An 11916-nucleotide genomic window follows, 5' to 3' on the forward strand; every position below is an offset into this window, starting at 1 on the left:
TTCAACATCGATGCAAGCAGACCCACCGCCATCGCGAGCAAGCTCAGCTCCCACAGTTTTTTCGGGTGTGTTCACAGACATCGCATCCATCCCCAACCCCTGTGGGAGCCGAGCTTGCTCGCGATGGCGGCGGCACATTCAACATCGATGCAAGCAGACCCACCGCTATCGCGAGCAAGCTCAGCTCCCACAGTTTTTTCGGGTTTGCTCACAGACATCGCATCCATCCCCAATCCCTGTGGGAGCGAGCCTGCTCGCGATAGCGCCCTGACAGCCGCCGCCTAACTAACTGACCCGACCCTCCAGTGGCGAGGGAGCTTGCTCCCGCTGGGCTGCGCAGCAGCCCCGACCGGGCTAACGTATTCCCCCAGGCAAACCCAACGGAGGCCGAATGGATAGCGCTCCAGGCAAACGCGTCATCGTCATCGGTGCCGGCATCGTAGGCGCATCCCTGGCCTACCATCTGGCGACCCAAGGCGCGAAAGTCACGGTAGTCGAGGCCGAAGGCATCGCGTCAGGCGTGACCGGCAGCTCATTCGCCTGGATCAACACCTCCCATGGCGAACCCGATCCCATTGCGCCATTGCGCGGTGCTGCCATCCAGGAATACCGCCGACTCGAAACACAGCTGCCCGACCTGAAGATCCAATGGACTGGCGCCCTATCTTACGGCCCGAGTTCAAAAGCGTCGGCAAGCCGAATATCCCAATCACAGATCCGTGAACTTGAGCCAAACCTCAAGAGCCCTCCTCAACAGGCTTCGTATGCAGCCGATGAAGGAGCACTGGACGCCGTAGCAGCAACCCATGCGTTGATCGCCGGTGCTCAAGCGAATGGCGCGCAAGTGCTCACTCAAACGCCGGTTCTCGGCTTTAAAACTCAGGGGTCCAGTGTGCGGGGCGTTGAAACCGCCGCGGGCGTCATCGAAGCCGATATCGTCGTATTGGCAGCCGGTACAGGCATCACGAAGCTGACCAACCTGCTTGAAGTCTGCCTGCCCATAGACGCCTCCCCGGCAATTTTCATCCGCTACACCTCGCCACCCAACCTGGTGCGCACCCTCATCTCCAGCCCTGAAATGGAAGTGAGGCAAACCCCGGAGGGGGCGTTGCTGGCGGCCGAAGACTACCTGGACGACGCCTTGGAAAACCAACCATCGGAGATCGCGCTGCGCACCGCCAACGCCATCAAAAGCGAACTCCACGGCGTTGTCTCCCTGGATCTGCAATCGGCTCGTGTCGGATACAGACCAATGCCTGCCGATGACCTCCCCATCATTGGTTATCTTCCGCAGGTTGGCGGCGTATACGTGTGCGTCATGCACCCCGGCGTTACCCTGGCGGCGATTGTGGGTCGGCTTGCCGCTGAAGAGATCATCGACAACGAGACGTCCTCCGCCCTCTCCCCCTGCCGTCCGGATCGATTTTTCCAAGCGCATTGAGGGTTGAATGACCTAAGCTCGCCTATTCCAAAATCAGCCAAGGAAGCGACAATGGGCATTCGAGGTAAAGACCGTCAGATCGATAACATCGAGTTCAATGTCAACGACATCGCCCGAAGCAAAGCCTTCTATGGTGGTGTATTCGGCTGGAGCTTCGTCGACTACGGCCCGACCTATACCGAATTCAGCGACGGTCGCCTGACCGGTGGTCTCACGACCGGTGAACCGGTGCGCCCGGGCGGCCCGTTGATCATCTTGTACGCGGATGACCTTGAGGCCACCCAACTCAGGCTCAAGGCCACAGGAGCGACCATCAGCCGTGAAGTGTTCGCGTTCCCGGGTGGCCGACGTTTCCATTTTATCGATCCGGATGGCTATGAGTTGGCGGTGTGGTCGGCTTCCTGATAGCTGATTGAACGCAAACAAGCCTCCCTCTCCATGTCGGTTCAACTAAGCAAAATGGGGCGAGGTCATCCATTGTGGCGAGGGAGCTTGCTCCCGCTGGGCTGCGAAGCAGCCCCCATCATTCCTACAGAAAAACCGCATCAACCGCTTTACGACGCCTATCCGCTGAGCAGAAGTAAGTCCTGCTCCGAGTCCCAGGGCAACACAACGCTCTGTTTATTCCCCCACCGCCACCCTTCTCCCCACCCACAAACAACTAATCGCGCTTGCTCCACTCCCCCAGCAACGCCTCGTAGACGCCCTGGCAAGCGATCTCGGCAGAGACCTCTGCATCGGCAAAAACTTGATAGCCAGTTGGGGTTAAACAGGCGTATCCCACACGCGCATCTCGTGGGTCGCTTTGGCGAGAAACCAAGCCTATTTTTTCAAGTGGTAGCAGGGATTTGGTGACTGCCGATGCAGTCAGCCCCATGCACTCAGCCAGATCAGCGCGCCGCAGTCGCGAGTTGTGCGCATGTTTTAGGTGATACAGGATCATGAAGTCGCTGAAGCTCAGGCCATGAACGGCGGAGAGCTTGGCGTCAACGCGCCGCGATGCCGAGGTGTATGCGCGTGACAGGCGAATACATAGATCAAGCATTGAGCCGTTGGCGGCATCTGAATTAGGTTTGTTGTCAGACATGGCAGCACTGCTCCAGCTCTTTTGGGGAGGGACGTTCAAATCGTGCCTCCATGGCATCGAACATGGGACCCGTCACCTCAAAGGCATAGGTCTCTCCTTTTTCAGTGTTCCGGCGCATGACCCGCTCGCGCCGCAGTTGGAGATCTGCGTCGATGAAATAGCTGGACACCTGATATCCGGATTGGCCGGCCAACAGACGAACTCGCGTGCGATCAGCTTCGGTCATGAAGCCTTGATCAAGCACAACGTCGCGACCCGAATCCAGGACCTGTAAACACATCTCCCACATCTGCGCCTCACACCGCTGTACGCGCGTTAAAACCCACGCCAAGTTCATAGGCTGGGGTAAATCTGGGCCATAAAGCCTGAACATCCATTCATCGATAGAGAAGCGGACGCCGGTCAATTTGGCGCTCAGCTTTCGAGCTAGCGTCGACTTGCCCGCGCCAAGAGGGCCAAAAACAATATGCACAGAATTCATTTCAACGCCTGCCTTCCAGATACTTGACTACTACAGCATCTGGAAATTAAGTGGGCGCGTCAAGCCTGGCGATTAGTATTTTCAGACCATCTGTCTCAGCAATGCTCACAAAGAGGCGAAAACCCTCAACCGCGTCCATGATTACCCCCCTGCGATATCGAAAACGCTGGGTGAATGACCATTCCAGCCCCTCGACAACCGCCCCCTAAACCCGCCGAACCACCGTCCAGCCAGGAATATCGCACAGTCCCCCAGGTCCATTAATCAAGGAGTCCCTGCCATGAAAATCGACTTCACCGGACGCCACGTCTTAGTCACCGGCTCCACCAGCGGTATCGGTTTTGCCACAGCCAAAGGCTTCCTCGAATCCGGCGCCCACGTGGTCATCAACGGTCGCAGCGAGAGCCGCGTGGAGGACGCGTTGCAACGCTTGGGCGACCTCGCCTCAAGGGCCGACGGCTTTGTGGGCGATCTCAGCAACGCGCCGGGCTGCCAGGCACTGATCGCCAAATACCCACGCTTCGATATCGTCATCAACAACCTGGGCATTTTCAAACTGGAAGACTTCTTCGAAACGCCGGACAGCGAATGGCAGCGCTTCTTCGAAACCAACGTGATGTCCGGCGTGCGTGTTTCCAGGGCCTACGCCCCGGGCATGGTCGAGCGCGGCTGGGGGCGGATTGTGTTTGTCTCTTCGGAATCCGGCGTGAACATTCCCGCCGACATGATCCACTACGGCTTCACCAAAACCGCCCAACTCTCAATCGCTCGCGGCCTGGCCAAACGCCTCGCCGGCACCGGCGTGACGGTGAACTCGGTGCTGCCTGGGCCGACGCTTTCCGAAGGCGTTGCCCAGATGCTGCAGGCAGACGTCGAGCGCACCGGGGACAGCCTGGAAAAGGTCGCGGCAGATTTCGTCAACCAGCACCGCAGCACCTCGATCATCCAGCGCGCGGCACGCGTCGAGGAAGTCGCCAACATGATCATCTACGCCAGCTCGGAACAGGCCTCGGCCACCACCGGAGCGGCGCTTCGTGTTGATGGTGGGGTGGTGGATAGCATCGTTTAGGATCCTGGGACATGTTGCAAAAAAACGCCGCTTCCTCATGAGAGATAAGCGGCGTTTTTTCTTTTGGAAGCAACATGGGTTGATTCGACCGGTTTTCGGAGCGGTGAAGGGATTGTTCAGCTCACTCTGTTTTCCATCAGGCGATCGGAGCCACCTTCAGCTACGCGGTTTTCCATCAGGCGATCCGAGCCGCCTTCAGCGACGCGGTTTTCGATCAGGCGATCCGAGCCGCCTTCGGCCACGCGGTTTTCGATGAGGCGATCGGAGCCGCCTTCAGCCACACGGCTTTCGATCAGGCGATCCGAGCCGCCTTCGGCCACACGGCTTTCGATCAGGCGATCCGAACCACCCTCAGCGAACGTAGGTTGAACGAAGGAAGTCGCGAACGCATTGCCGAGGGACAGTGCCAGAAGCGAGCCGATGAGAGTTTTGTTGAGCGTTTTCATGTCCTGATCCTTTTTATTCGTGGATGAAGTGAGTTAGACGGTGACGTGCAAACGGACGTCGACGTTGCCGCGTGTCGCGTTGGAGTACGGGCAAACCTGGTGAGCGGCGTCGACCAGCGCTTGAGCATCGGCTTGATCCAGACCTGGCAGGTTGATGTGCAGGTCGATGTCCAGGCCAAAACCGCCAGGGATCTGGCCGATACCGACATGTGCCGTGATCGAAGCGTCAGCAGGAATGCTGCGTTTGCTTTGGCTGGCGACAAACTTCAATGCGCCAATGAAGCAGGCGGAGTAGCCGGCAGCGAACAACTGCTCAGGGTTGGTGGCTTCACCACCGGCACCGCCCAAGGCTTTTGGAGTGGCCAGTTTCACGTCGAGAATCTTGTCGCTGGAAACAGCACGGCCATCACGGCCACCGGTGGAGGTTGCGACTGCGGTGTAGAGAACGTTCATGGTGTTTCCTCTATTGCTGATGGGTTTGATCGAGATTGGTTTGCGCTAAATGTTTGCGCGCTAACCAGTTGCGATAAAGTTAACGGATGAATAATTTGCGCGCAAGATAAATTTTGAAAAATTTATCGATTACGAATTAACATATTGATATAAAAGGAAATTTATTTTTAGACATTGGCAATGTCGCCAGCCCCGCGTGAGCCGCGAGGTGAGCCAAGGGGAAGGAGGTGCTAGAGGGGATCAGCAGGAACAGCGCAATTGCAGGGCTTCAAAGAGAGGGAAATTCATAAGCAGAATGATGGGTTTCGATCGTCCCCACGCTCTGCGTGGGAATGCCGCCTGGGACGCTCCGCGTTCCGCTTTGGGAAAGTGACGCAGAGCGTGGGAACGATCAAATTCCGACTGATGATGCAAAGCCAACCCGACTAAGCAACAGCCACTCGATTACGCCCCAGCGCCTTCGCCCGATACAGGGCTTTATCCGCATCGTTCATCAAGCTGTGAAGATCCTTGTTGCAGGCCTCCGTCGATGCCACGCCGAGGCTGGCTGATATGCAGTGGACAGGCTCGATCATCAAACCCGCAATCGTATCGACGAGCAGTTCTGCAATCTGGGTGGCAACCCCAATGGACGTGTCCGGGAGCAGAATGGCGAACTCTTCACCTCCGAGCCGACCCTGGATATCCGTTGCCCGAAACGACGAACTGATGACCGTCCCCATCTGGCGCAAAACCTGATCGCCGACCTGATGGCCGTAGGTGTCGTTGATGTGCTTGAAGTGATCCATGTCCAACATGACCGCGCACAAGCCTTGCCGCTTGGCCTTACATTCGTTGTAAAGCTGCTGGGCATGCTCGAAAAAAGCCCGTCGACTCTTCAGGCCGGTCAGTTCATCGGTTTGAGCGGCGCGGGTTGAAATGCTGTTGGCCTGTTCCATTTCACGGGTGAGTCGAAAGGCGATTTCCAATGCCTGGGACATTTTGTGTGTGGCGCGGGCCGCAAATGCCGTGAACACCAGAATCGAAAGGGCCATGCCGACTTGAATCGGGGACGGTTGAAACAGCAGCCAGATCGTGCACGGCAACAGCACCACGCCAATGGAGACCAGTGTCATATCGCGGTAAGCCGAGTAGCAGGACACCGCGCTGACGGACATGCCGACCGTAAAGAGCATGACCAACGCCTGCGACAACAGATCGTCCGCCGGCATGAGAACGAACGCCCCGCCGCCCCAGATGCTGGCGGATAGCACCAGCGTGACCCAGTATTTGCGCTCCCAATGTTGAGGCGTGCGCTGACTTTCGTCGCTGCGGAAATAGGCAACGAACATCGCGATACGCAACAGCGTCGATGCGGTCAGGATGGCCATCCACCAAAAAATAGCGCCGTGCTCAAAACGATCCCAACACAGCCAACTCAGCATGATGGCAGCCAGGTAACTACCAAAAACCGCAGAAACGGATTGGCGAAACAGTTGCTGCAATCGGTCAGTGCGCACCTGCTCGGCTATTACAAAATCCTGGCCATTGCGCAATCTTGGGCCATCCATTTGAACCACCTGGTTATGACGCGACAAAAAACGATTGTGGCACCCTGCCATTACCGTAAACAACTGAATTACTGTGACGAGGGGATTTATCCCCAAACGCTATGCAGGAACACAACCCCCCTGTGGCGAGGGAGCTTGCTCCCGCTGGGCTGCGAAGCGTCGAGCCGTGGTAGCGGGTGAACCCGCCAAAGAAAAACCCGACGCGTTACGTCGGGTTTTTCAGCGAGGGCAAGTTGTTTACGGGTTACTCGACTTGCGACAGCTTGGCGTCATCGCAACCGGCAGCACGGCACTCGCGCTCGACAGCTTTGAGTATGACGATACGTGCCTCGGTCTTCTCGTTGGCACAGTCCAGGTAGAGCAGGCCATCGTTGGAACAGGCGCTGTCACGATTTTTGATCCACTGGATTTGAGCGGCTTTCACTTTTTTCTTTTGATCCGGGTTCAGCGCACTCATCGTCTTCTTGTATTGATCATTGATGTCCTGATCCGACTGGACCATTTTCAGCGACGCGCAATAGGTTCTGTCATAGGCGTTTCTAGGGTTATCGCAACTCATCGCAGATGCCGATGCTGATGCCATTGCCAGCAATGCCCCAACCAACAAAGACTTGATCATTCATTTCACTCCCTGAATGCCCTCTATTCATTAGAGGTCGCGGCGGGAATTTATCATGAGGGTTGTAGAACAATGAAGCAGATCCTAGGGCTCATTCGGCCCGAACAATGGGCAAATGCTGATAGGGGTTCGGGAGCAAGTGATTGCTGAAAAAGGCTGGGTCGTTCCCGCCGCCCTCGCCGAATCCCCAAGCCGGTCAAATGTGGCGAGGGAGCCCCCGCCGCGTCTTCGACGCTGCGCTGTCGCGCAGCAAACAATTATTCGGCCTCAGATAGGAGGTGCGCGCAGGACAGAGGCCGCAGTGATCACTGGCGTGTTCGCACCCGAGAGGGAGAGTGGTCCGCACGGTATCGGCGTGGAGTCGTTGTTGGCACAGCAGGCTGTAACCACGTATAGGAGAGTGAACCCTTTCGCCACCGGGTAACCTGCGCCTTGGAATCTATTTAGAAGATCAGATATCTGAGTTTTTGGGTAGGAGCTTGCTCACGAAGTCAGTCTGACAGCTGGCCAGGATTATGGCCGAGTACATATCCATCGCTGCGGTAACGGCCACTTAGGGTTCCGCCCTGACGGCGGGTCACTTTCGAAAAGCCCGGAAGCCGGCCCAGTCGAAAGTAACCAAAGCGCTTTTGCCCCACCACTTGGTGCCTCGCTTAGGCTCGGCATGCCCTCACTCCGGCATTGCTCCGTGGGCCGCCGCGAAGGGCCATCCATGGCCCAGCGCGGCTATCCCGGCATCCATGCCGGGATGCCCACTGCGCAATGCCTGCGTTCGGCCAGCGTGGTTAACGGGGCGCCCGAGATCAACGTCCACGCCGAGGCGGCCTAGTAGCCGACCTGGCTCGTCCGGTCGTACTCCGGTCCAATTGTGGGAGCGAGCCTGCTCGCGAAGGCGGTCTGATAGTTGGCCATAGATTCTGGGCAACCACATTTCCCGTGGAAATTGAACCTTTTCGCTACCGTGCAGCCTTGACCTGGAATTTGTTATAGAAAATCAATTGCTTGCGTTTTTGATCATTCCCACGCTCTGCGTGGGGATGCATCCCGTGACGCTCTGCGTCACCTTCCAGAAGCGGAACGCGGAGCGTCCCTGGCGACATTCCCACGCAGGAGCGTGGGAACGATCGACATGTATTTCCAGCCTTAAAAATCACATGGTTGCAATTTGTTCCATGAGAGCTTGCTCCCGCTGGGCAGCAAAGCAGCCCCCCACCCTCCCCGAAAAATGCCTACAGACTAAGCCGCATCACCCACTTCAAACCCTAACCGCAAACCCGTCTAGCCCCAATTTACGGGCCAAAATAAGCCCTGTTTATTCCGCTGGCGTGATCCTTCCCTCAAGCTACACATCCTTGCGCCATTGCCTACAACTACGCCAGAATCCGCCCGCTTGTGCGCCTTGTCCCTGGGTTCTATCGTTTCCCTGCCACTGCCCATCAGTGGTCGGGTTTAGTAGCCCGAGGTATTTAGTAAGGTGCAAAGCTCTATCAGTCAGGTATCTCCATGCCTGTATTTGATGGCGGTTGTGCGCAGGGCGCTCTCGGGCGCGCCGGCTTGCTAAGTCCCCGGTCTACTAACCTGCGTACAGCTGCCACCCCTTGTTTAGTAGCTAGAGGGTTGCGGCTTCACCTATAGGACTTAAGCACATGATTAAACCTACACCGAATCCGCCAGAGGCGGACCAAGCTTCCCCGCGAACCAAATCCAAAGCCAAGAAACACGACGAAGCCACCAATCGCGCCTTGGATTACTACCTGCTACCAAAACCGGAAAAGTCCGAAAATGGGTCCCAACCGGGCCAACTTTTCACCGTCGCAAAAAACGCCGACAACGAATCCCTCCTCGCCAACCTAAGCGAAACCCTGGCGGCAGCCGACGCGATGGTCAGCAACCTGGCTTTCGACCTGGAAGGTCCGCGTCGTCACATCCTTCTCGGCATCCAGCAATTGATCGAATTGAGTTCATTGCTGGCGAATCGGGTGTTGGATAACGTTGATCCGCGTTAGCCCGTGATCTTGCGGGCCTTTCCGTGACGCCGCACATTTCCGAGCATAAAAAAACGGGCCTGCATTCCCACGCAGCCCCGTTTTTTTCACCACCCGATCAGATCAAAACGCCGGCAAAACCGCGCCTTTGTACTTCTCAAGAATAAAAGCCTTCACTTCCGGGCTGTGCAACGCAGCCACCAGCTTCTTCATCGCCGCACTGTCCTTGTCGTCCGGACGGGCCACCAGGATGTTCACATAAGGCGAATCACTCCCTTCAATCACCAACGCATCCTTGGAAGGATCAAGCTTCGCCTCCAACGCATAGTTGGTATTGATCAACGCCAGATCCACCTGGGTCAGCACCCGCGGAATAGTTGCCGCTTCCAGTTCACGGAATTTCAGATCCTTCGGGTTCTCGGTGATGTCCTTGGTAGTCGACAGGATGTTGTTCGAATCCTTCAGCTTGATCACCCCAGCCTTAGCCAGCAGCAACAGCGCCCGGCCGCCGTTGGTGGCGTCGTTCGGGATCACCACGTTGGCGCCGCCCGGCAATTCTGTCAGTGCCTTGTACTTGCTGGAATACGCGCCCAGGGGTTCCAGGTGCACACCGGCCACGCTCACCAGGTGCGTGCCCTTGGCCTTGTTGAATTCATCCAGGTACGGTTGGTGTTGGAAGAAGTTGGCGTCCAGGCGCTTTTCGGCGACTTGTACGTTCGGCTGGATGTAGTCGGTGAAGACCTTGACCTTGAGGTCCACGCCTTCTTTGGCCAGGGCCGGTTTGACGAATTCGAGGATTTCCGCGTGCGGGACCGGGGTGGCCGCGACGGTCAGGGTGTCGGCGGCGTGGGCGGAAAACGCTGCGGCGGCAGCGAAGGCAACCAGTAGTTTCTTCATTCAGCTAACTCCTTTTGAGGCGCCTGCTCTTGGCGCCTGCCAGCGAATGGCCGGCTCATGGTTTATTGGCCGCGAGGCCTTATTTTCTAGAGAAATGCACAACCAACTTGTCGCCCACGGTTTGCAGGGCCTGCACCAGCACCAGCAGCAACACCACCGTGACCACCATGACGTCGGTCTGGAAGCGTTGGTAGCCGAAGCGGATTGCCAAGTCGCCCAAACCACCGGCGCCGACCACCCCGGCCATGGCCGTGTAGGACACCAGCGTAATCGCTGTCACCGTAATCGCTGCAAAAATGCCTGGGCGGGCTTCCGGCAGCAAGGCGTTGACGATGATTTGCCGCGTCGTTGCGCCCATGGCCTGGGTCGCTTCGATGATGCCGCGGTCGACTTCGCGCAGGGCGGTTTCCACCAGGCGGGCGAAGAACGGTGTGGCGCCGACCACCAGCGGTGGGATCGCTCCGGCTACGCCCAACGAGGTGCCAGTGATCAATACCGTGAACGGGATCATCACGATCAACAGGATGATGAACGGCAGCGAACGCAGGATGTTCACGATCAGCGACAGCAGCGCATACACGCCGCGGGCTTCGAGCAACTGGCGCGGGCTGCACAGGAACAGCAACACGCCCAGGGGCAAGCCGAGCAGCACGGTGAACAGCAGCGAACCGAACAGCATCAGGAAGGTGTCGCCGGTGGCCAGCCAGATTTCCAGCCAGTCGATGTTGGAGAAGAACGAATTCAGCAGTTCCATTAGCGCAGCACCTCCATGTGGACATCGGCCGCGGTGAAGCGGGCAAACGCCGCCTCCATGTCACCGCCGGTGATGGCGAGGGTCAGTTGCCCGTAGGGGGTGTCTTTGATGCGGTCGATACGACCGGCCAGGATGCTGTAGTCCACGCCGGTTTCCCGGGCGATGGTGCCGAGCAATGGCGCGTAGGTCGCGTCGCCCTGGAACGTCAGACGCACGATGCGCCCGGGGACGTGAGCGAAATCGTCGCGCTGTTCGCTTTCGTCGATCTGCTCGTCTTCCTGGACGAAACGCTTGGTGGTCGGGTGCTTGGGGTGCAGGAACACCTGGGCCACCGGGCCTTGCTCGACGATCACGCCGGCGTCCATCACGGCCACTTGATCGCAAACGCGGCGGATCACGTCCATTTCATGGGTGATCAGCACGATGGTCAGCTTCAGCTCGCGGTTGATTTCCGCCAGCAGTTGCAGCACCGAGGCGGTGGTCTGTGGGTCGAGGGCGCTGGTGGCCTCGTCGCACAGCAAAATCTTGGGTTTGGTCGCCAGGGCGCGGGCGATGCCGACGCGCTGCTTCTGGCCGCCGGACAATTGCGCCGGGTGTTTGCGGGCGTGGTCGGACAAGCCCACCCGTGCCAGCAACTCGGCGACGCGCTGGTCGATTTCGCTGCGGGACAATTCGCCGGCCAGCGTCAGTGGCAGCGCCACGTTGTCGGCCACGGTCTTGGATGCCAGCAGGTTGAAGTGCTGGAAAATCATCCCGACTTGCTGGCGGAAGCGGCGCAGGCCGCTGGCGTCCAGGGCGGTGACTTCCTCGCCGTCGACGATGATCTTGCCGCCCGTGGAATCTTCAAGGCGATTGATCAGGCGCAGCAGGGTACTTTTTCCCGCGCCGGAATGGCCAATCAGGCCGAAGACCTGACCGTTCTCAATCGTCAGACTGGTCGGATGCAGGGCGGGGATATCCCTACCGGCGACTCGGTAGGTTTTATGGACGTCTTGAAACTCGATCACGTAGCGAACCTTGTGGGGCGCGTTGGAAAAGGATCAGCGGTTAGCCGGGCGCGCATTTTAGCCTGTCCGTATAGAGGTTCTTAGCATTTATTTGCGATCAGACCTGTCATTTGGCAATAACGCGATC

At 57.9% G+C, this 11916-nt stretch carries 14 protein-coding genes; 5 read left to right on the top strand and 9 right to left on the bottom strand.

Annotation, left to right across the window (positions count from 1 at the left end):
* The first annotated feature begins 391 nt into the window (after positions 1 to 391).
* On the top strand, positions 392 to 1441 hold the full coding sequence (locus AD662_RS00005; RefSeq protein WP_053184742.1) for an NAD(P)/FAD-dependent oxidoreductase: 1050 nt from the start codon (positions 392 to 394) through the stop codon (positions 1439 to 1441).
* 51 nt (positions 1442 to 1492) lie between these two features.
* Complete coding sequence (locus tag AD662_RS00010; protein ID WP_053184745.1) at positions 1493 to 1846, top strand: VOC family protein; 354 nt, start codon at positions 1493 to 1495, stop codon at positions 1844 to 1846.
* A 256-nt stretch (positions 1847 to 2102) separates the two neighbouring features.
* Here AD662_RS00010 and AD662_RS00015 read toward each other — a convergent pair whose 3' ends face one another.
* Positions 2103 to 2528 (bottom strand): MarR family winged helix-turn-helix transcriptional regulator, encoded by a 426-nt coding sequence (locus AD662_RS00015; protein ID WP_018602820.1) that lies wholly within the window; start codon positions 2526 to 2528, stop codon positions 2103 to 2105.
* Positions 2521 to 3009, bottom strand: coding sequence for a P-loop nucleotide/nucleoside kinase family protein (locus AD662_RS00020; RefSeq protein WP_018602817.1), 489 nt, complete (start codon positions 3007 to 3009; stop codon positions 2521 to 2523). Before AD662_RS00020 ends, AD662_RS00015 begins: the two co-directional genes overlap by 8 nt.
* Positions 3010 to 3289: 280 nt before the next feature.
* Here AD662_RS00020 and AD662_RS00025 point away from each other — a divergent pair, with 280 nt between their 5' ends.
* Positions 3290 to 4078: an SDR family NAD(P)-dependent oxidoreductase gene (locus AD662_RS00025; protein WP_053184748.1), complete on the top strand. Its 789-nt coding sequence runs from the start codon at positions 3290 to 3292 to the stop codon at positions 4076 to 4078.
* 116 nt (positions 4079 to 4194) lie between these two features.
* On the opposite strand, the gene AD662_RS00030 is transcribed toward AD662_RS00025, so the two are convergent.
* From AD662_RS00030 to AD662_RS00045, 4 genes are all read right to left on the bottom strand, one after another.
* On the bottom strand, positions 4195 to 4524 hold the full coding sequence (locus AD662_RS00030) for a hypothetical protein (RefSeq protein WP_053184751.1): 330 nt from the start codon (positions 4522 to 4524) through the stop codon (positions 4195 to 4197).
* Positions 4525 to 4557: 33 nt separating this feature from the next.
* Positions 4558 to 4977, bottom strand: coding sequence for an organic hydroperoxide resistance protein (locus tag AD662_RS00035; RefSeq protein WP_003196182.1), 420 nt, complete (start codon positions 4975 to 4977; stop codon positions 4558 to 4560).
* Positions 4978 to 5402: 425 nt separating this feature from the next.
* A complete protein-coding gene (locus AD662_RS00040) occupies positions 5403 to 6527 on the bottom strand; it encodes a GGDEF domain-containing protein (RefSeq protein ID WP_053184754.1) in 1125 nt (374 codons plus the stop codon).
* Positions 6528 to 6771: 244 nt separating this feature from the next.
* Positions 6772 to 7146 (bottom strand): lysozyme inhibitor LprI family protein, encoded by a 375-nt coding sequence (locus AD662_RS00045; RefSeq protein WP_033062452.1) that lies wholly within the window; start codon positions 7144 to 7146, stop codon positions 6772 to 6774.
* A gap of 688 nt (positions 7147 to 7834) precedes the next feature.
* Between AD662_RS00045 and AD662_RS29120 the strand changes: the two genes are divergently transcribed.
* Complete coding sequence (locus tag AD662_RS29120; protein ID WP_156334874.1) at positions 7835 to 7975, top strand: hypothetical protein; 141 nt, start codon at positions 7835 to 7837, stop codon at positions 7973 to 7975.
* 817 nt (positions 7976 to 8792) lie between these two features.
* Positions 8793 to 9152: a DUF6124 family protein gene (locus tag AD662_RS00055; RefSeq protein ID WP_053184756.1), complete on the top strand. Its 360-nt coding sequence runs from the start codon at positions 8793 to 8795 to the stop codon at positions 9150 to 9152.
* Positions 9153 to 9254: 102 nt separating this feature from the next.
* Here AD662_RS00055 and AD662_RS00060 read toward each other — a convergent pair whose 3' ends face one another.
* The 3 genes from AD662_RS00060 to AD662_RS00070 form a co-directional block, all read right to left on the bottom strand.
* The gene (locus AD662_RS00060) at positions 9255 to 10028 is read right to left on the bottom strand and encodes a MetQ/NlpA family ABC transporter substrate-binding protein (protein ID WP_053184759.1); all 774 of its coding nucleotides are present in this window, start codon (positions 10026 to 10028) and stop codon (positions 9255 to 9257) included.
* A 79-nt stretch (positions 10029 to 10107) separates the two neighbouring features.
* Positions 10108 to 10782, bottom strand: a complete 675-nt coding sequence (locus tag AD662_RS00065) for a methionine ABC transporter permease (RefSeq protein WP_053184762.1) — start codon at positions 10780 to 10782, stop codon at positions 10108 to 10110.
* Positions 10782 to 11789 carry a methionine ABC transporter ATP-binding protein gene (locus tag AD662_RS00070; RefSeq protein WP_053184765.1) on the bottom strand — a complete coding sequence of 336 codons (1008 nt, stop codon included), beginning with the start codon at positions 11787 to 11789 and terminating at the stop codon, positions 10782 to 10784. The genes AD662_RS00065 and AD662_RS00070 overlap by 1 nt, the downstream gene beginning before the upstream one ends.
* Positions 11790 to 11916 lie beyond the last annotated feature (127 nt).

This window comes from Pseudomonas kilonensis, assembly GCF_001269885.1.
GTDB lineage: Bacteria > Pseudomonadota > Gammaproteobacteria > Pseudomonadales > Pseudomonadaceae > Aquipseudomonas > Aquipseudomonas kilonensis.